Raw genomic sequence first — 19,699 nt, forward strand, 5'->3', positions numbered from 1 at the left:
CGCTGACCGCTGAGAGCTTCTGAGCTAACAATTACACTTCGGAGGGCGAATAATGAAAATGTTGATCGGCGGCGAGCAAGTCGATTCGGTGAGCGGGCAGACTTACGAGGTTCGTAACCCGGCGACCGGCGAGGTTGTGGACACCGTCCCGAAAGGAAACGAGAAGGACGTCCAGCAGGCGATCCAGGCGGCCGAGAGCGCGTTCAAGGAGTGGTCCGACGTCACGGCAGAGGACCGCGGCAAGATGCTCATGAACGCCTGCGAGCTGATCAAGCAGAAGAGCGGCGACATCGCCCAGGCGCTGACGAAGGAACAGGGCAAGACGCTCTTCGAAGCGGGCCTGGAAATTCACCACCTGCTGCACGGCCTGGAATTTTACGCCGGCCTCGCATCTAAAGTCCGCGGCGCTCACGTTCCGCTGCCGCAGAAAAACGCCTACGGCATGGTCGTGCGCCAGCCGATCGGCGTCTGCGCCGGCATCGTGCCGTGGAATTTCCCGCTGACGCTCATGGGAACGAAGCTGGGCCCGGCGCTCGCGGCGGGAAACACGATCATCATCAAGCCGGCGAGCACGACGCCGCTTGCGACGCTCATCGCCATCGAGCAAATTCAGAAAGCCACGTACGGCGAGGGCAAGGCGCAGAAAACTTTGCCCAAGGGAGCGGTCAACGTGGTCACTGGCCCGGGCAGCACCGTCGGCGAAGAAATTTTAAAGAATCCGCGCATTCGGCGCATCGCGTTTACCGGCTCCACTCTGGTCGGCAAGCACGTCATGGAAGTAGCGGGCCGGGAGATCAAGAGAGTCACGCTCGAGCTCGGCGGCAGCGATCCGATGATCGTCATGGACGACGCCAATCTCGACGTAGCGATCAAGATGGCCGACATCGGTCGCTACTTCAACTGCGGCCAGATGTGCCTCGGCGTCAAGCGGCTCTTCGTCCAGGAGTCGGTCGCCGAATCTTTCGTCGGCAAGCTGGCGGAGATACTGAAGACGAAAACCGTCGGCAACGGCGCCAGCAAGGAAACGCGCATGGGCCCGATCCACATCGAATCGCAGCGCAAAGAGATCGAAGAGCAGGTCGAGGATGCGAAGGCGCGCGGCGCGAAAGTCATCTTCGGCGGCGAAAGGCCCAAGGGCGGCGGCGATCTCGACAAGGGGTATTTTTACCTGCCGACGCTGCTCACCAACGTGCCTGAAGACGCCCGCGTCAGCGTGGAGGAGACTTTCGGCCCTGTGCTGCCCGTTTTCACCTTTAAAACGCTGGACGAGGCGATCGAGAAAGCGAACAACTCGATCTTCGGCCTCGGCTCGTCGATTTGGACCAGGAATCTCGTCCACGCCAACAGGGCGATCGACAAGCTTCAGGCGGGCAACGTCTGGGTCAACTCGCTCCACTACGGCTACGACGAGCTGCCGTTCGGCGGCGTCAAGCAGAGCGGCGTCGGCCGCGAGCACGGCCCCGAGGCGTTGGATTACTACCTGGAGCCGAAGGGTGTGGCGATCGTGAACGTATAGGAAAGAGCTGTGTCTGACTTAAAAGCCCGACCGGCTCCGCCTGGTCGGGCTTTTTTTATGGCGTCACGTTTATTTCTGGAGCATAATTGGCGAGCAGGATATCGGAGGATCAGTGGAGATGGAAAATAAGACCGCACCGCAGGAATTTTTACAGCCGCAGGGATTTTTGTCGGCGGCGAAGAACGCCGGGATCAAAGACGACACGCTCGATCTTACCGTGATCTACTCGACCGCACGCGCGCGCGGCGCGGCGATGTTCACGCAGAACCGCTTTCCCGGCGCGCCGGTGATCGTCGGGCGAGAGCACATCGCCGACGGCTTCGTCCAGGCGCTGGTCGTCAACAGCAAGAACGCCAACGTCGCCATGGGCCAGCAGGGCATCGACGACGCCACCGAGATGTGCCGTCTGGTTGCCGGAGAGCTGGACATCGACTACCGGGACGTTCTCCCCTTCTCGACCGGCGTGATCGGCCGGCGCTTGCCGATGTATAAGATCCGGGACGGACTGAAGGGCATCCGCGACGAGCTCAAGCCGAATAATCTCGAGCTGGCCGCGCGCGCGATCATGACAACCGACCGCTATCCCAAATACGTTTCCCGTAAAGTGGGCGCCGGCGTCATCGCGGGGATTGCCAAGGGCGCGGGGATGATCGAGCCGAATATGGCGACGATGCTGGTTTATCTGATGACGGACGCCGAGCTGCCGGCCGCGTCGCTGCGGCGCATGCTGCGCCGGGTCGTGGACCCGACGTTCAATTCGCTGAGCATCGACACCGACACGAGCACGAGCGACACCGTGGTCCTGATGGCCAACGGCCTGGCGGGACCCGTCGATGCGCGTCAGTTTGAAGCCGGTCTATACGAAGTTTGCGAGCACCTCGCCCGCGAAATCGCGCGCAGCGGCGAGGGCGCAACGAAGCTCATCACCGTGGAGGTCACGGGCGCGAAGAGCGAGGCACAAGCAAAGCGCGTCGCCAAGTCGGTGGTCAATTCGCCGTTGGTCAAAACCGCCGTCTACGGCTCAGATCCCAACTGGGGCCGCGTGATCATGGCCGTCGGCAAGACCTTTGACAAGAACATCGAACCCGGCCGCGTCACCATCCGCTTCGGCAACACAAGAGTATTCGAACTGGGCGCCCCGGTGGAGTGCGATCTCGAGGCGCTGCGCGGCTATCTCGGCCAGGCCGAAGCTCTGATCGCCGTCGATCTCGGCATCGGCAAAAGATCCGCGCGCGTCTGGGGGTGTGATCTCACCGAGGGGTATATAAAGGAGAACGCTTACTATACGACTTAGAAGAGGATCCGGTGGAAGGCACCGAATTACAGATTCGCCCGTACTCTGAGTCCGATCGCGGCGCCGTAGTTGCTCTCTGGCTAGAAGTCTTTGTGAACGAACCGTCGTGGAACGCGCCGGAAGCGATGATTCGGCGCAAGCTCGCCGTGCAGCCTGAGCTGTTCCTCGTCGGAGCTATAGCGGGAAAAGTCGTCGCTACGGTTCTGGCGGGATTCGACGGAGTGAGAGGATGGATTCATCACCTCGCCGTAACCCCATCACGACGACGCCGGGGAATCGCGACGCGAATGATGCGCGCAGCGGAAGCCGGATTGGCGCGGCTCGGCTGCCCGAAAATCAACTTGCAGGTGAGACCGGCAAACGCCGAAGCCATCGCGTTCTACAGAACCCTCGGCTACGAAGTCGAAGAACGAGTCGGCATGGGGAAGCGGCTTCGTTGACAGTGGGTCTAATGCCATCAGAGCTGCCAGATTTTTCTCTCCGGCGGGCCAGAGCTGCCGATTTTGATGCCTTGTTTGTAATTCATCGAGCGGCCATGGGCGATTACATAGCTGCAACGTGGGGTTGGGACGAAGCATGGCAGCTTGAACATTTTCGAAGGAGTTTTAGGCCGGCGGCGCGCTCGGTCATCGACCTCGAAGGTCAGCCGATTGGGTTTGTCGATATCATCGAGCGCCAAGATTGTTTTTATCTAGAGAACATCGAGATCGCGCCGCACTATCAGAGCCGCGGCATCGGCACACGAATCATTCGGACACTGGTCGCGAGAGCCGAAGCGAAGCGCCTGCCGCTTAAGCTGCAGGTCCTGAAAGTCAACTCTCGGGCGCGGGCGCTGTACGAAAGACTCGGATTTCGCTGCACAGGCGAAACGGCAACGCACTTTGTTATGGAACGTCGTGAAAAGTAAGCTCATGGATACCTGCGAACGATGATTGGCGTGCGTTCAGCTCGTGTCGATGACGCCGCGACGCTCTGCGCGGCCGAGCAGGCGATCGCGCGAACACCGGGCTTACTTATCTCCCGGCCCGAAGAACTGCATCCTAGAACTTTCGCCGCGTTGATCGAGAAACTGAGCGACGGCGTTGGGTGCTATTTCGTTGCCGAGGAGGACGGCCTCGCGGTCGGCCATGCGCTGCTAAATCCCATGGATCTGGTCGCCGTCTCGCATGTGTTCCGGCTAACTATTGTCGTTCATCCAGGGGAAAGCGGCCGAGGTATTGGAACCTCCTTAATGCAGGCGGTTTGTAACTGGGCGACACGCTCTCCTAGAGTGCATAAAGTCGAACTGCTTGTTCGCTCAACGAATGAACGCGCGCTGTCGCTTTACCGGAAATTTGGCTTCGTCGAGGAAGGCCGCCTTCGCGAAGGTGTTAGGTTGCCGGATGGCTGGTTCGTCGATGAGATCTCCATGGCATGGTTTCCAAGGCGGTCCGATTAAAATGCCTGATAAACAGCTAAAAGAATTTACCGACTTCATCCGCGCGTTGGCCGTAAAGAGCGGCGAAGTCATCAAGCCGTACTTTGCCCAGGCGACTCTTGCGGTAGAAACCAAGGAAGATAAAACCATCGTGACGCAGGCGGACCGGGAAGCCGAAACGTTGATGCGGCAGATGATTCGAAAAGCGTATCCGCGCCACGGCATCCTTGGAGAGGAGTTCGGACCGGAGAATGAATCGGCCGAGTATGTTTGGACTCTGGACCCGATCGATGGAACCATCTCGTTTGCGCACGGATGCCCGTTGTTCGGAACGCTGATCGGCCTGCTCCAGGCCGGGAAACCCGTCTTGGGGGCGATCCACAATCCCGTACTCGGCCAGTTGTGCATAGGTGATAACACGCAGACCAAGTTTAACAGCCGCGCCGTGAAGCTCCGGGATACGCGGCAACTTTCGGAAGCCATGCTCCTGACTACGGATGTCGCCGGTATCGCCAAATATCAAAATAAAGACGGCTTCGAAAAATTGCTTGCGCAAACGCACCTGTTTCGCACGTGGGGAGATTGTTACGGCTACTTGCTGGTCGCGTGCGGCGGCGCGGATATCATGCTCGACCCGATCATGAATCCGTGGGATATCGTGCCGCTGATTCCCGTCATCCAGGGGGCCGGAGGCGTGATTACCACGTGGTCGGGCGGAGACGCGGCGCACGGCGACTCATGCGTCGCCGCGAATAAGACCCTGCATCCTCGAGTTTTGGAGATTCTAAATTCCTAACGCGCTTTAGTCATGGTACAAGGACAAATCACCGCAGACTGTTGGAAGCGTACTCACCACGGAGACACAGAGTTCGCATGGTTCGACAAGCTCACCACGAACGGAACTCTTCAACGCCGCGCATCCTGAGCCTTGTCGAAGGACGTGTCCTCCGCGCCTCGGCGGTGAATAAGCCGGGCTAGTCAGACGCAACGCGGCGAGAATTTAGATGACGATTCGCGATGCGACGGAAGCCGACCTTCCTGCGATCGTCGAGATTTACAACGCGGCGATTCCAGGCCGTAAGGCCACGGCGGACACGCAGCCGGTTGCGGTCGAGAACCGGTACGCCTGGTTCTGCGAGCATCACCCCGACCGGCGCCCGCTTTGGGTTGCGGAAGAGAACGGAGCGATCGTCGGGTGGCTCAGCTTTCAATCGTTCTACGGACGGCCGGCGTATCACGCCACCGCGGAGATCAGCATCTACGTTGCCCCGAGTCGGCAGCGCGCCGGTATCGGCCGCGCGTTGCTGGCGCGGGCCGTCGAGCAAGCTCCGCGACTCGGCTTGAAGACTCTCCTCGGCTTCATCTTCGGCCACAACGAGCGAAGCCTCAAGTTGTTCGAGAGCTTCAGCTTCGAGCGCTGGGGAGTTTTGCCGCGGGTCGCCGAACTCGATGGAGTTGAGCGCGATCTGATCATCGTCGGCCGGCGTATCGGCTCCTGACGTTGTGACAACCAAACCGGGCGTAAGATCGTTTATACTTCACCGCCGTCGGCTGAGTGACAAATGGCGCTAAAGACAATCCGCCACGCTGCTTTCTTCCTCTTCGTCTCGATCCAAGGGTGCGGCGGTGTAGTTTCTTCAGGAGGCTACCGTATCGGAGGCTGGAATCCGGATGCTCTGCTTTGCCGGCCCGAGGGAAAGGGCCCGTTCCCGGCCATAGTTCATAACCACGGTGTCGGAGTTGACATCCAGGGCTACGAAAAAGCCGTGGCACGCGGTTACAACCTGCCCGCGATTTGCAAAGAGCTCGCGGCCGGCGGATTCGTAACATTCATTCCTATCAGGCGAGGAGGCCCGGGGCCCCTGACACTTCCATCGCACAAAGCGCAGGTGTTACAAGCGATCGATCACGTAAAGAGTCTGCCGGATGTAGACCCGTCTCGAGTTGCGGTCGCCGGCAACTCGCGCGGCGCCCTGCTGACGCTCATGGTAGGCGTCGAACAGAAAGGAGTGAAAGCGCTCGTCGTCATGGCCCTGGCGGCGGTCGGGTCGAACCTGTCCGCGACCTTGCCCCACGTCGCCTCGCTGGAAGCGCCCGTGCTGCTTTTGATCGAGAAAGGCGATACGGCCGAGCATCAGGAAATTTTCGACACCGTGGACCGTCTCCTGCGAGAGCACAAAAAAGAGGTGAAGAGCATCCGTTACAATCGCGGCGGCGGGCATGAACTCTTCCACGGCGCCGGCTATTACTTGGAAGACATCAAATCGTTTCTGCGCGAAAAGCTGGATGGCCAATGAAAGACCCAATGTCACGACCGTTCCAAGTCATCGGATCTATTTTTATGGCGTTGTCGCTTGTCTGCGCTCCTCTTGAAGCACAGGAACCTCGCGTCAATGAAGCAACGAAGGCGCTTCATGATCTCTTCGCCTCCGAATGGGACTACTGGATGGAACAATATCCTACCTGGGCTTCCAGATTGGGAGATCGCCGTTGGAACGACCGCTGGGAAAACCGAAACCTCGATGCCATCGATAAACGACAGTCTCATAATATCGGAGTTCTGGCCAAGCTCAGAGCCATGGATCGTGCATCGCTTTCGTCTTTTGACCGGCTGAATTACGACCTGTTCGTTAGAGATTATGAAGAGGAAGTCGAAGGTCATAAGTATCGCTGGTATCTGATTCCCCTCAACCAACGCGGCGGAGTCCAGACCGCGGACGAGCTCGCCGACGCGCTGCGCTTCGAGACCGTCAAGGACTACGAAGACTGGATAGCGCGGCTTCGGTCTCTGCCCACTTATATCGAGCAGACGATCGCGCTCATGCGCGAGGGCGTGAAAGCGGGGATGATTCTCCCAAAGGTTGTTCTGGAGCGGATACCGGCACAAATCGACCATCAAATTGTTGCTGACCCGAAGGCGAGCTCGTTCTACAAACCCTTCAAACGATTTTCCGCGTCGATTTCCGAAGCGGATCGCTCGCGACTCGCTCTGCCGGCGGAGAAGGCGATCCTGGATTCCGTGGTTCCCGCCTTTCGCCGGCTAAAGCAATTTTTCGTGGGGGAATATCTACCCGCGGCTTTGGACCCAGTGGGCGTCTGGAAACTGCCTCAAGGCGAGGCCCTGTACAGATTTGTCGCTCGCCGGCACACGACGACCAAAATGACGCCGGAAGAGATTCATGAGATCGGCTTGAGCGAAGTGAAGCGCATCCGAGCCGAGATGCAGACGATCATCGACAAGGTCGGCACCAAAGGGTCTTTCAAAGAATTTGCGGCCTTCTTGCGCAGCGATTCCCAATTTTACTACCGGACGCCGGAAGAATTGCTCGCCGCGTACAGAGCCCTGTCGCGCCGCATCGATCCGCTGCTGGTGAAACTTTTTAAAACTCTTCCACGCATACCGTATGGAGTGGAACCGGTGCCGGCGAATATCGCTCCGGATACGACGACCGCTTACTATCGTGGGCCGGCCGCAGACGGCTCGCGCGCGGGGACGTACTTCGTCAATCTCTACAAACCGGAAACCAGGCCGAAGCACGAAATGATGGCCTTGTCGCTTCACGAAGGCGTGCCGGGACATCATTTACAAATCGCCCTGGCGATGGAGCAAGAGGCGCTTCCTAACTTCAGGCGCTATGGCGGTTACACGGCATTCGTAGAGGGATGGGGACTGTACGCCGAATCGCTCGGCGATGCATTGGGACTGTATGACGATCCTTATTCGAAATTCGGGCAACTGACGTTTGAAATGTGGCGCGCGGTGCGTTTGGTCGTGGATACTGGAATTCATCACATGCGCTGGGATCGGCAGAAAGCGATCGACTTCTTCCTCGAAAACACGGCCCGGCCGGAGTCGGATATCGTGAACGAAGTCGACCGTTATATCTCGTGGCCGGGACAGGCGCTCGCCTATAAGATTGGCCAATTAAAAATCTCCGCCATTCGCGCGAAGGCTGAAAAGGCTCTGGGCTCGAAGTTCGATATCCGGGCCTTTCATGACGAGCTGCTCAAGGATGGCGCCCTGCCGCTGGATTTGCTCGAAGCAAAAATGGACGCTTGGATCTTGAGCCAACGGTGATCTTCGGCGACTTCACTGACATCTTCGGGTTCATCGCAGCTACAGATGAAAATCATCCACGACCCGGTTGAAATGCTTCAAACGAGCCTCAATACATGGGGCACTCCCTTTGTCGAATTAGATTGTTTCGGCACGGACAGCGCCGAGCGGATCGCGGAGTTGATCGACGAATTTTGTCGGACTCATTTTGGCAGCAAGATCGGCGGATACCTGTTCTATGGTTCAAGCGTCGGGAGCACCCATGGAGTCCGGCTTGAAGACGGCCGGGAGCTTGTCATCAAAGTTCGGCCGCCTGCAGAGACGAATCCGTATCTAAGTTTCGATCGCGCGCCACTGGAAAGTATTTGCCGTGTGATGAACTGGTTGGCCGATCGTGGATATCCGTGTCCAAGACCGATCGTTGGGCCGACGCCATTGGCAAAGAGCTTGGCGACCGTTGAAGAATTATTGGATCAAGGCCAGCGCGGCGACGGCTTTGATCCGGCATGCCGCAAACTAATCGCGTCGAGGTTTGCAGAATTGATCGGACTCCTCCGGTCTTTTAACGGGAGAGTCTTTTGTTTGAAACACTTCCAAAGAGCCGAGTCTCTTTACCCGCAGCCACATAGCAAACTGTTCGATTTTAAAAACACGGCCGCAGGCGCCGAGTGGATCGATGCGTTCGCGAAACGGTCTCGTGATGCTGAAGCTCATGAAGGCGAGCCGCTTCTCGGGCACGCCGACTGGAGAGTCGAGCACCTGTGCTTTCGTGATGGCCGGATTGCCGCCACGTATGACTGGGATTCTTTGGCGTTCCGTCCAGAGACAGAGCTTGTCGGCATCTCCGCTCACGGGTTCACTGCCGATTGGACGCTCGAAGGCGTTCGGCGCATTCCTACGGCGGACGATATTCGCGCGTATGTTGCAGACTATGAGGCGGCGCGCGGCCGCCCTTTTTCGAAGCGCGAGCGAAGCTCGCTCTTTGCTGCCTGCGTTTACGCGATCGCGTACGGCGCGCGCTGCGCGCACTCGCTTGAGCCCGATAAAACGGACTGGGAAGCAAACACCTGGCCCTACTTGCTTAGGACTGAAGGAGAAGCTCTGCTCGTTGAAGCGAATGGCATCCCATCTTAGCCTTATAGGGGCTTTACCGATGGCCGAGATTTTTGAAGCCACGACTCGCAACGATTTCCAGAGCGCGCGCGATCTCTTCGAACAATACGCTAAATCGCTCGGCTTCGACCTCGGCTTTCAGGATTTTGCGGCGGAATTGCAGAATCTACCCGGCGAGTACGCGCTGCCGAACGGCTGTATTGTGCTCGCAAGACAAAACGAGAACGTCGTCGGCTGCGTGGCGTTACGTAAGTGGGATGAAACGATCTCAGAGATGAAGCGGCTTTACTTGATACCGGAGGCGCGAGGAAAGGGCATCGGCAGGAAGCTGGCGGAGGCGGTGATCCTTCGAGCGAAAGAGATGGGATACCGGCGCATGCGGCTGGATACCGTCTCGTCCATGGAAGCCGCAAATAATCTCTACGTTTCGTTGGGCTTTCGTCCGATCCCGGCCTATCGGTATAACCCGTTGAAGGGCGCTCAGTACTACGAGCTTTTTCTAACCGACGACCTATGAGGCGTCGCCGCAGACCGTTGACGAACGCCTCCCCGTCGGATAGTCTCACGCACTCAAATAATTTCCAGGATATGGCCAAGAAAAAAACCAAGGCTCCGCGCGCGCGCGCGAACGCGGCTGGCTCACGAGAACGTGAGACTCCTCGGACGCGGTCGGCCGCACAAGACGTTCTGATTTTCCTTTTCGTGTCGCTGGTCGTGGCGGCGTGCCTGCATCTCATTCCGGATAAATTTCCCGACCCGGACGTTTTTTATCATTTTCGCCACGCGCAAATTTATGGCAGCTCCGGGGCCGCGGGTATTTTCGACGCGAGCTTTCCCTGGCTCCCCTATTCGGTCATCGGCAAGTTCGCGTCCGATATTTGGTACGGCTTCCACCTTCTCATCGTCCCGCTTACGTGGATAGAGGATTCCAATCTCGGGTTGAGACTCGCAGGCGTGCTCGTCACGTCGGCGTTTTTGATGACTTACTATGCGGCAGCCCTGTCGCTCAAACTCAGGCCGGCCGCTTTCTGGCCGTTTTTTTTGATCTTTTCCTCCGCCTTCTTGCTTCATCGCGTCGCCATGCTGCGCCCGCACGTGCTTTCTTTGGCACTCGATATCTTGCTTCTTGCGCTGCTAGCCGCGGGGAACCTCCGGGGCGTATTCGCCGCGGCGCTCGCTTTGACTTTTTTGCACTTGAGCCTATTCCCTATTTCCATTCTTCTCTTCGGGGTCTTTGCCGCGACCAAAGCTTTGAGCGAGAGAAACTATCCGTGGCGCGAAGGTCTCGCGCTCTTGGCGGGCATAGCCGCCGGATGGATGTTGCGCCCCGATCCTTGGGGCGCCGCCAAGATCGCGTATATCCAAATTTTCCAGCTGACTATCGAAAAGCTCCGAGGCACGCCGCTCGATTTCGGCTCCGAGATCCTGCCCTTGAGCTTCAACGTTCGCAGCAATTATTTGCCATTCACCGTGCTTTGCCTCGGCGTCATCCTGTTTTTGTTGTGGAAAGTCTTCGTCAAACGTACGCCGCTTTCCGCCACCTCACGGACCGTCGTGTGTGCGAGCGGAGCGTTATCAGTCATCTTCTTTGTGATGGCGCTTCTATTGGCCAGGCGCGCGTTCGATTTTGCCTCCGGGTTCGGCGTTATTTTTATCGCCCTGGTCTTTTCCGAATTTTTATACCGGAGCCGGGCGGCGCGCATCGCCCTCGCCGCGGTTTTCATCTTCATGGTTGTCTATGCCGTTCCATTGCGCAACCGCGCGCTATCGTTCGGCTGGGACCCGGATCGTTTTCGAAGCGTCGCGCAGTGGCTCGAGGCAAATTCTGCTCCGGGAGAGATCGTCTTCAATACCCGATGGGAGTACTTCCCGGAGTTATTCTTCTGGAATAAAAAGAATTATTATACGAGCGGTATGGATCCGATCTTCCAATACGCCTACGACCTGGCACTTTATGGAGAAGCGCGCGATTTGAGCCTGGGCAACGTCGGACGGCTCACGGACTATGGACAACAAGATCCGTACACGGTGATCAAGGAACATTTTAAGGCGAAGTATGTCGTTGTGCTCAAGCCCGTGGACGCTCGGCTGTACTCTTATCTTTCCCGCAACGGCAAATTTTCGTTGAAACATGAAAACCAAGTTGCGGCGGTTTTTGAGCCCGATTGATCGATATTGGAATGATGACGACACACCTGGAATTCCGCATCCAGCCGGCAACAGCAGGCGACATCCCGGTCATCTTAAGCCTGATCAAAGGCCTCGCCGAATACGAGAAGCTCTCCCACGAAGTGGTTGCAACGGAAGAAAGCCTGCGCGAGTCGCTCTTCGGCCAGCGCCGCGTCGCAGAAGTCATACTCGGCTCCGCGGGAGCGGAAGCCGTCGGCTTCGCGGTCTTCTTCCACAACTACTCGACGTTTCTCGGCCGGCCAGGCATATACCTCGAAGACTTATTTGTATTGCCGCAGTGGCGCCGACGCGGTCTTGGCACGCAGTTGTTGCGTTACATCGCGCAGCAAGCCGTCGCGCGAGGATGCGGACGCCTCGAATGGTCGGTTCTCGATTGGAACGAGACCGCGATCGATTTTTACAAAAAACTCGGCGCGCGGGCGATGGACGAGTGGACCGTGTATCGGGTAACAGGAGATGCGTTGAAGCGGCTTGCGTCGGAGACCAAGTCGTAGCGGATGACTCAGCGGGGGGCGATGCTAAACAAAACCATCCAGTTAGTTTGCTCCGATTCATGGATGATCGAGTGCCTTCGGACGGTCGAAGGGATGCGGCTCCCCGATTGGTACTTGGCGGCGGGGTTTCTGCGCAATGCCATCTGGGATTTTTTACACGAGAAGCCATCGCGCACGCCGCTGAACGACGTTGACGTGGTGTATTACGACCCGAGCGACCCACCGGGAGCGGCCGAGCCGCAAATCGAAGCTGACTTACGCGCCCGCTTCCCGGAGGTGAACTGGGAAGTCAGGAATCAAGCTCGGATGCATACCAAGAGCGGCCACGATCCCTATCGGGACAGCGCGCACGCCGTCGCTCATTGGCCCGAGACTCCGACCTGCGTTGCGATCCGAATCGAACCGGACGGGCATTTGAAAATCGCCGCGCCCTACGGCCTGGAAGTGAATTGGTCTCTCCGAGTGACTCCCAACCCGTTGGTTCCATACCCGGCCGCATTGTACAATGAGCGCATTCGCAGCAAGCGCTGGCTGGAGCATTGGCCCAAGTTGCGGGTCGAATGGGCACGCGAGCGAGAGAGTGGACTCTAGGATGATTACATGAAGCGCTACGCTTCGGTCACTTTTCTTTTTTTACTCCTGGTCCACCTGTCCGGCGCGCCAATCCTTTCCGCACAAACCGACCCCATCGATCGGTATATTCAGGCCGAGATGAAGAGCCGGATGATCCCCGGCCTCGCGCTCGTCGTCATCAAGAATGGCGAGGTTGTAAAAATAAAAGGCTACGGCTTCGCCAACCTTGAGCACGACGTGCCGGCGACACCGGACACCGTCTTTGAGCTTGCCTCAGTCACCAAGCAGTTCACTGCGACCGCCATCATGGCCCTGGTCGAAGAGGGCAAAATCAAACTAGACGATCCGATCAATCGATATTTGCCCAGCTCTCCGGAAAACTGGAAAGCAATTACCGTGCGCCATCTCTTAACTCACACCGCCGGTCTCGCCGGCATGTGGGCGGGTTTCGAGGCCCTGCACCAAGATGGCGGACGAACGGATCTCACAACCGCGCAGATGTTCGAAGCGGCGACGAAAGATCCGATGAGTTTCACTCCCGGAGACCGGTGGCAATACAGCAACGTGGGTTATTTTCTGCTCGGCATGATCATAGAAAAAGCCAGCGGCCGGAGTTATCGCGATTTTTTGACGGACCGTTTCTTTGGACCATTGGCAATGACTTCAACCTCCGTTCCCGATCAATGGACGATCCTGAAGAACCGCGCTGCCGGATACACACTACGAGATGGAGAGCTCATTAATATCAGGCGCGTTACGCAAGTCGAGCTTCCTTCTGACTACGGCATTTTCTCAACCGTAAAAGACTTGGTGAAATGGGACAACGCGCTCGCGACAGGAAAAGTCGTGAAGCCGTCGAGCTTGGAACAAACGTGGACGCCGGTGAAGTTGAACGGCGGCAGCTCGTTCCCGTATGGATTTGGTTGGTTCTTCGATGAGAGCCGCGGGCACCGGATCATCACGCACACGGGCGTTACGGGGACCGAATATACCCGCTTTCCGGATGACCAGTTGGAAAAACGGTTGCAAGAACTCAGGTCATTTACTTTCCTCGCCTGCGATGAAATCAAAGGAAGAGTCCTCGAGCGCTTCGGCGCAGCAGTCAGCCGCGCTTGCTATTACAAAATGGTCGCCGGGTCGGAAACGCGTTACTACACGTTCGCGCTGACATCCGACGATAAAGTCGCCGATTTCTGGTCGTCCACCGAATAATGATCGCGCCAAAAACCATCTACGTCGATCTGGACGACGTGCTGTGCGAGACGGCGAGGGCGCTGCTTGCCATCGCCGAGCGGGAATTCGGCAAGACGATCCGTTACGATCAACTGAACACTTTCGAAGTCGGTGAGGCGTGCGGGTTGGAGACTCGCGAGATTCAGGAGCTGTTTCGCCTGGCGCACCATCCCGACGAGCTTCTCGGAATGGCGCCGATCGAAGAAGCAGTCTCGGTGTTGAAGCAATGGTCTGAAGCCGGGCACGAAATTGCGATCGTTACGGGACGGCCGCCGCCGACCTTTGAAGCGTCGATCGAATGGCTCACTCGCCATCGACTGCCTTACCATACCTTCATCATGGTCGATAAATACGGACGCTTTGCCACCGAGAACACGATGGCGATTACATTACCCGAGCTGGCCACCCGCTCGTTTTGTTTCGCGGTCGAGGATTCGCCGACGATGGCGAGGTTCCTGGCGGTGGAGATGAAGGTCCCCGTCGCGCTTCTGGATCGTCCGTGGAATCAGATGGACGGCGAGCACGTGCTGATCGGCCGCTACCGCGATTGGCAGGAGATCGCGAAAGCGCTGCGCGAGCGCGGTAAAACTTAATGCAGCGCCTCAAATTACGTTAACGTTCCGTTCGTGGTGAGCTTGTCGAACCATGAACGGAACCCACTGAAATATCTCGCCCTTCGACGTGCTCAGGGCGAACGGACTCTGTAAAGCTATTTTAGAGACAGTCCACTTACGAGTGAATCTTTATGCACTGCCCGTACAAGAATCTCGCCGATCTGAAAGATTGCCTCGCGGCGATTCGTCGCTGGTCCGGCATCGTCGAGCCGAAGCCCGGAATTTTCTATCTCGGCCGCACAGCGTTTCTTCACTTTCATCTCAAGGACGGAGTTCGCTCGGCCGACGTGCGGGCGGGAAAAGTTTGGCCGGCGCCGGTCGAGATATCGATCGGCGCCGGCCCAAGAACGCAGAAGCGATTCCTCTCTGAAGTGAAGCGCCGCTACAAACTTATGGCCGCGGCGTTCGGGTCGAAGCCGAAGCAACCTCGGCCGTCACGAAGCCGCTTACGATAGAGCTCTGGCCGCTCTATCGCTTCTCCCCTCTCATCGCCGAGGTAAAAATCGCGACGGCGCTGGCGGCCATGCCGATGAGCAAGGTCGTGTTGAGCGCTGCGACAAACGCCGCTGGATTCGCCGTGGTCGGGCTCGCTCCGGAAATCCCCGTGTGATGTTCGAACGCAAAGCTCATGATGAGCCCGCCGAGCGTCACGCCCAAGACGCCCCCCAATCCGAAAGCCACGTGATTCACGCTGGACGCAAAGCCGCGATGCTCCCTCGGCATCATGCTGATCATGCTGACCGAATTCGCCGGGTTGAACATTCCGTTGGTGATGCCGCCGAAGGCGATCATGAAGGTCGGCAACAGCCAGTGGGAGTCGAGCCGCAAGAATCCGCCGATAAAAAACGAAGCGGTCAAGAACAGAACTCCCGCGCTCGCCGGAAGCCGCGGCCCCAGCCGGTCGGCCAGGTAGCCGCTCACCGGCGCGAGAGAAAGCGTGATGGCTGCGGGCACCATGAAGAGAAGCCCGATAAAGGACGGCTTCAAATGAAGAACTTCCTGGAGGTAAAACGGCAACAGAAAGCCCGTGAGGACGTAACATGACGAGACGATGACGAGGCTCACCGCGGCCATGCTGAACATCCGGACTTTGAACAGCGACAGATCGATGAACGGACTCGACGTGCGCCGCTCGTGAATCAGAAAGCTCACGAGCGCGGCGCAAAAGACGGCCGCGAATACAACTTTAGCTTGCGCCCCGAGGATCTCCAGCGCGCGCCGGTCGAGAACTAAAAGCAGCGTGCTCATGATCACGAAGACGAGAACCGCCCCCAGGTGATCCACCGGACGGCGTTCGGCCGGCCTTTTGGCGCGCTTCAAGCTCGGCAATGTCGAAATGGCGCCGATCAAGCTGATCGGCACCAGAGAGAAAAACGCCCAGCGCCAGCTGAAGTAGTCGATCATGAATCCGCCGTAGGCCGGACCGAGCAAGAACCCGGTGTGGTGCGCGGTGGTCATGAACCCTTGCGCTCTGCCGGCCAGCTCCTCCGGCACGGCCTCGGCGGCCAACGCTCGCGCCGACGACTGAAGCATCGCCGAGCCGACGCCTTCGAGCAAGCGGAAACTCACGAGCTGCAGCACGCTTTGAGACAGGCCGCAAAGAAGCGACGTGACGGAAAAAATCAAGAAACCGAGGACGAAAACTTTTTCGCGCCCCCAAAAGTCTCCCAGCCGGCCGAATATCATCGAGAGGCCGATGTTCGTGAGCTGGTAAGAGAGCAAAGCCCAGGAGATGCCGAGGAGATCGGTGCCGAGATCGCTTGCCACCGTCGGCATCGAGATGTTGAAGATCCGTCCTGCCGTGCCGGAGAAAAACGTTCCCAGGAGCGCAGTGGCCAAGAGCACACGGTTGACGCGGTTGGAAAGTTCTGTAGAGCGTGACACGTGGGAAGTTATCGTTGGAGCGTCCGACAAAGATGTGATTCTTCCGGAGAAAGGTTCTACAAGTGATTTCTGGACTATAATCAAACTTCGACGTTAAATCCAGCCGTGCACGACTTAGAAGCGATTGGGCTAGATTTGACAACGTTAACGCTTTTCAGATAGCCTTCGCCAATTGAAAGCCACGGCCATGACACAGAGGAATCATGGAAGAGCCGGAGCCAACCAGTACAACTAGCAGGCCACCGGCGGCGCCCGATGCTAAAGCGCTGCTCGACGCAGCCAATAGCGCCTCCGAAAAGGTCGCCGTTCTGCATATCGCGTTCCTCGCTCTCTGTGCCTACATCCTGGTGATCGTTTTCAGCACCACCGACATGGACCTTCTCATCGGCAAAGGCGTGAAGCTGCCAGTGGTAGACGTGGAAGTTCCGATTGTGGGTTTTTACGCCGTAGTTCCCTTCTTGTTGGTCTTATTCCATTTTAATTTACTGCTTTCCTTACAGTTGCTGTCGCACAAGCTCTATGCGTTCGATGATGCCGCGCACAAGAAAGCGAACACCGACGGCTTGTACGATCAGCTAAATATCTTTCCCTTCAACTATTACTTGGTGGGCCGACCAAGCCGGCTGGTGAAGAACTTTCTCGCACTGGTCGTGACCATCACTATCCTGCTATTGCCTCTTGCTGCTCTACTAACTCTGCAAGCTCGCTTCCTGGCCTACCAAAGCGAAGCAGTCACATGGATGCAACGAACTGCCATATGGTTCGATGTCATCTTGGTGGTTACGTTGTGGCCTGTAATCATGGACCGGCGTCATAGGTGGTGGAATTACATCCGTTGCACTTGGCAACGCGGGCCGTTTCAACGGCTACGCTCGCTGTCGGGACTTACCGGATTCTTGATTGCACTCTGGTTGTTGTTCGTGATGGAGATGGATGAAAAGCTGGCGCCATCGATCGGGGGAAAGACGGGTGAGCGGGAAACATATCTGGTATGGGTGGCTGACCAGTGGTTGTTCAGTCTGCTCATTGCGTGCCTCCTGCTATCGCTTTTCTCGCATGCGTTGGAGCGTGGTGTGCACTGGGTAATTCGTCGGCTACGTCGTGGGCACCACTTTGCGGCATCCTCTATAGTAACGACCCCGAGCTTGGGCGTACCCGGACTTGTGGCAACGCTGATGCTTGGTTTGCCGCTGCCGCTGATGCTCGTTGTCGACGGCGAGAAAATCGACCGGCCGGATGCATTTGGCACACATATATTGGAGTCATTGCGCCACCTGGATCTCCATGAAAGAGTCTTGCTCGCGAAGCCGGCACCGCCTGAGATTATCGCCGACTTGCGCCGTGCAGATCCGGCTAAAAGAGAAACCGCCCTGCGATCTATCCAGCCTATCGACTTGCAGAACCGCAGCTTGCGCGGGGCCAATTTATCAAGCGTACTCCTGCCAAAGGCGGATCTCCGTGGTGCCGAGTTGCAGGGCGCTAATTTGCGTCAGGCATCGCTACAAGGTGCAGACTTGAGCCCAGGACAGTTAGAAGATAGGGACCCGTTGCAGCGTGCGGCTTCGGAGAAGGAATTGGTGAAGATATTGGTGCAAGCTGCAAAAGTAGGCCAGAAATTAAAAGTGGGCCTGGTAGAGCGTAGGGCCCGGCAGCCAACCCAATTGCAGAGCGCGGATTTGCGTGAGGCGCAGTTGCAGGGCGCGAACTTGCGGCAGGCACAGTTGCACGGCGCAGATTTGGAGAGGGCGAACTTGCAGGGCGTAGATTTATCGGGAGCGCAGTTGCAAGGCGCGGATTTATCGGGGGCGCGGTTGGAGGGCGCAGAGTTGTTGTGGGCACAGTTGTGGGCCGCGATATTGCCAGAAGCGCAGTTAAAAGGCGCGTACTTGTGGCGGGCGGAGTTGCAGGGCGCGGATTTGGCGAGAGCGAACTTGCAGGGCGCAGATCTATCGGGGGCGAAGTTGCAGGGCGCGAATTTGGCGAGAGCGAACTTGCAGGGCGCGAATTTGAGGGAAGCGATAATCTACTCAAAATCAATAGACAAAACAGTTGTTGAGTTAGTTGACGCGCGAGGCTTGAAATGGCAACCACTCCCCTCGAAAGAACTGAAGCGGCTGCGAGAGGCGCAACTTGCTTGGGCATGGGCCATAGTGAAGCGCCCATTGAAGTTGTACCAACTGGATAAATTTAACGAAGCAATTCAAGAAGCAGCGGTGGCTGTTTTAGCGCGGCCGCAGATCGGCCGGTGTCTTCGGAATAAAGGAACCCAGGTGCGGTGCAAGGATCTTTCGCCCGAGCACTTTCGAGAGCTTTTTCTGCCGGAAATGGAAAAACTGGCCTGCCAGTCGTCCGATATCGCACGCCGGGTGCTTCGCCTTCGCCCCATCAGACCAAGCTTATTGCTTGGTAGTGAAGCTCCTGCCACGAAAGGTCTTGCTTTGCGTTTGCAAAAACGGGTCAAGAAGGCTGAGAATAACGATTCGTGTCCAGGTCTAACCAATCTGACGGAGGAAGATAAGGCAAGTCTAAGCGAACTCGCATCCAAAGCCGAAGCGCACTCTCCGACCGTCGTCGTTCCCAAGCGCTAGATTATTTTGATTGTCCTCTCACTGCCCCGCTACCTGGCTCCGTCTTCCGAACCACCAGAACGCGACGATCAGCGGCGCGAGCAACACCGTCATGAGCAAGGTCACCGCCGATGCCTTGTTCATTCCGCCAGCGTACCAGTAGCTCCAGATGACAGGCGCAATTGTCCTAACGTAGATACTGGCCTGGGCGAAGGATCCGCAATTTTCGCAAGCCCCCCGCCGTTAGCGCATTCCGTGGGATATCCAGTAGATCGCGATCTCCAGTCACAAGGAGGTCGGCGGCGGCGGCAAGACAACACTCCAGAAGCATGTTGTCCTCCGGGTCTCTACAGACGATGACTCTCTTTCTCGGATTGCAAACGGTTGCTTCGGCTACAAACGCGGCAATGCCTGCCAGGAGACTTTTAGTTTGTTGTCTGGAAATTTTCTCCGAATGTTCAAGCTCGACCGGAACCTGACGGTACTCGCTCAGTAAGTCCGGCGACACCCAAATTGCGGTATCGACCAATAGACGGGAGATTGCTTGGTATGGTCTTCCGCCAAAGGCAAAAGCCGACACCAGAACGTTGGTATCAACGACGGCTCGGGGCTTTCTTTTGCCTTTCCGCGTAGACTTTTTTCCTTACCTTTTTTACAGCCGCTCGAACGTGGGCAGGTTTTAGGGTGGTATCCTTAAAGGCTTCCCGGGCGACGTTGAAAGCGGCATCAAGCCTTTCTTTCGGCGAG

General features: G+C 57.4%; 19 protein-coding genes and 1 pseudogene. 18 read left to right on the top strand and 2 right to left on the bottom strand.

What is annotated here, in order from left to right:
• The first annotated feature begins 52 nt into the window (after positions 1-52).
• The 17 genes from VGL70_11435 (at position 53) to VGL70_11515 (ending at position 14,956) form a co-directional block, all read left to right on the top strand.
• Positions 53-1,516, top strand: a complete 1,464-nt coding sequence (locus tag VGL70_11435; protein ID HEY3304135.1) for an aldehyde dehydrogenase family protein — start codon at positions 53-55, stop codon at positions 1,514-1,516.
• A 118-nt stretch (positions 1,517-1,634) separates the two neighbouring features.
• Entirely contained in the window at positions 1,635-2,810 is a 1,176-nt protein-coding gene (gene argJ, locus VGL70_11440; GenBank protein ID HEY3304136.1) for a bifunctional glutamate N-acetyltransferase/amino-acid acetyltransferase ArgJ, read from the top strand.
• Between the two features lie 11 nt (positions 2,811-2,821).
• Positions 2,822-3,250 (top strand): GNAT family acetyltransferase, encoded by a 429-nt coding sequence (locus tag VGL70_11445; protein HEY3304137.1) that lies wholly within the window; start codon positions 2,822-2,824, stop codon positions 3,248-3,250.
• Positions 3,251-3,261: 11 nt separating this feature from the next.
• Positions 3,262-3,717: a GNAT family N-acetyltransferase gene (locus VGL70_11450; protein HEY3304138.1), complete on the top strand. Its 456-nt coding sequence runs from the start codon at positions 3,262-3,264 to the stop codon at positions 3,715-3,717.
• A 21-nt stretch (positions 3,718-3,738) separates the two neighbouring features.
• Entirely contained in the window at positions 3,739-4,248 is a 510-nt protein-coding gene (locus VGL70_11455) for a GNAT family N-acetyltransferase (protein ID HEY3304139.1), read from the top strand.
• A 1-nt stretch (position 4,249) separates the two neighbouring features.
• On the top strand, positions 4,250-5,023 hold the full coding sequence (gene hisN, locus VGL70_11460) for a histidinol-phosphatase (GenBank protein ID HEY3304140.1): 774 nt from the start codon (positions 4,250-4,252) through the stop codon (positions 5,021-5,023).
• A 208-nt stretch (positions 5,024-5,231) separates the two neighbouring features.
• Positions 5,232-5,726: a GNAT family N-acetyltransferase gene (locus VGL70_11465; protein ID HEY3304141.1), complete on the top strand. Its 495-nt coding sequence runs from the start codon at positions 5,232-5,234 to the stop codon at positions 5,724-5,726.
• A 63-nt stretch (positions 5,727-5,789) separates the two neighbouring features.
• The gene (locus VGL70_11470) at positions 5,790-6,524 is read left to right on the top strand and encodes an acyl-CoA thioester hydrolase/BAAT C-terminal domain-containing protein (protein ID HEY3304142.1); all 735 of its coding nucleotides are present in this window, start codon (positions 5,790-5,792) and stop codon (positions 6,522-6,524) included.
• A gap of 149 nt (positions 6,525-6,673) precedes the next feature.
• A complete protein-coding gene (locus VGL70_11475) occupies positions 6,674-8,305 on the top strand; it encodes a DUF885 domain-containing protein (protein HEY3304143.1) in 1,632 nt (543 codons plus the stop codon).
• A 45-nt stretch (positions 8,306-8,350) separates the two neighbouring features.
• Positions 8,351-9,418 carry a hypothetical protein gene (locus tag VGL70_11480; protein HEY3304144.1) on the top strand — a complete coding sequence of 356 codons (1,068 nt, stop codon included), beginning with the start codon at positions 8,351-8,353 and terminating at the stop codon, positions 9,416-9,418.
• 19 nt (positions 9,419-9,437) lie between these two features.
• Positions 9,438-9,914 (top strand): GNAT family N-acetyltransferase, encoded by a 477-nt coding sequence (locus VGL70_11485; GenBank protein HEY3304145.1) that lies wholly within the window; start codon positions 9,438-9,440, stop codon positions 9,912-9,914.
• A 71-nt stretch (positions 9,915-9,985) separates the two neighbouring features.
• Positions 9,986-11,566, top strand: a complete 1,581-nt coding sequence (locus VGL70_11490) for a hypothetical protein (protein HEY3304146.1) — start codon at positions 9,986-9,988, stop codon at positions 11,564-11,566.
• A 14-nt stretch (positions 11,567-11,580) separates the two neighbouring features.
• Positions 11,581-12,081, top strand: coding sequence for a GNAT family N-acetyltransferase (locus tag VGL70_11495; protein ID HEY3304147.1), 501 nt, complete (start codon positions 11,581-11,583; stop codon positions 12,079-12,081).
• A gap of 21 nt (positions 12,082-12,102) precedes the next feature.
• Positions 12,103-12,672: a nucleotidyltransferase family protein gene (locus tag VGL70_11500; GenBank protein ID HEY3304148.1), complete on the top strand. Its 570-nt coding sequence runs from the start codon at positions 12,103-12,105 to the stop codon at positions 12,670-12,672.
• A 9-nt stretch (positions 12,673-12,681) separates the two neighbouring features.
• On the top strand, positions 12,682-13,866 hold the full coding sequence (locus VGL70_11505; protein ID HEY3304149.1) for a serine hydrolase domain-containing protein: 1,185 nt from the start codon (positions 12,682-12,684) through the stop codon (positions 13,864-13,866).
• Positions 13,866-14,480 (top strand): bifunctional metallophosphatase/5'-nucleotidase, encoded by a 615-nt coding sequence (locus VGL70_11510; protein ID HEY3304150.1) that lies wholly within the window; start codon positions 13,866-13,868, stop codon positions 14,478-14,480. The genes VGL70_11505 and VGL70_11510 overlap by 1 nt, the downstream gene beginning before the upstream one ends.
• Before the next feature lie 152 nt (positions 14,481-14,632).
• Positions 14,633-14,956, top strand: coding sequence for a hypothetical protein (locus VGL70_11515; protein HEY3304151.1), 324 nt, complete (start codon positions 14,633-14,635; stop codon positions 14,954-14,956).
• Between the two features lie 13 nt (positions 14,957-14,969).
• On the opposite strand, the gene VGL70_11520 is transcribed toward VGL70_11515, so the two are convergent.
• On the bottom strand, positions 14,970-16,385 hold the full coding sequence (locus VGL70_11520) for an MFS transporter (protein HEY3304152.1): 1,416 nt from the start codon (positions 16,383-16,385) through the stop codon (positions 14,970-14,972).
• Positions 16,386-16,588: 203 nt separating this feature from the next.
• Here VGL70_11520 and VGL70_11525 point away from each other — a divergent pair, with 203 nt between their 5' ends.
• Entirely contained in the window at positions 16,589-18,973 is a 2,385-nt protein-coding gene (locus VGL70_11525; GenBank protein HEY3304153.1) for a pentapeptide repeat-containing protein, read from the top strand.
• 166 nt (positions 18,974-19,139) lie between these two features.
• On the opposite strand, the pseudogene VGL70_11530 reads toward VGL70_11525, so the two are convergent.
• A pseudogene (locus VGL70_11530) lies at positions 19,140-19,547 on the bottom strand (putative toxin-antitoxin system toxin component, PIN family).
• Positions 19,548-19,699: the final 152 nt, after the last annotated feature.

The organism is Candidatus Binatia bacterium (genome assembly GCA_036504975.1).
Taxonomy (GTDB): domain Bacteria; phylum Desulfobacterota; class Binatia; order UBA9968; family UBA9968; genus JAJPJQ01.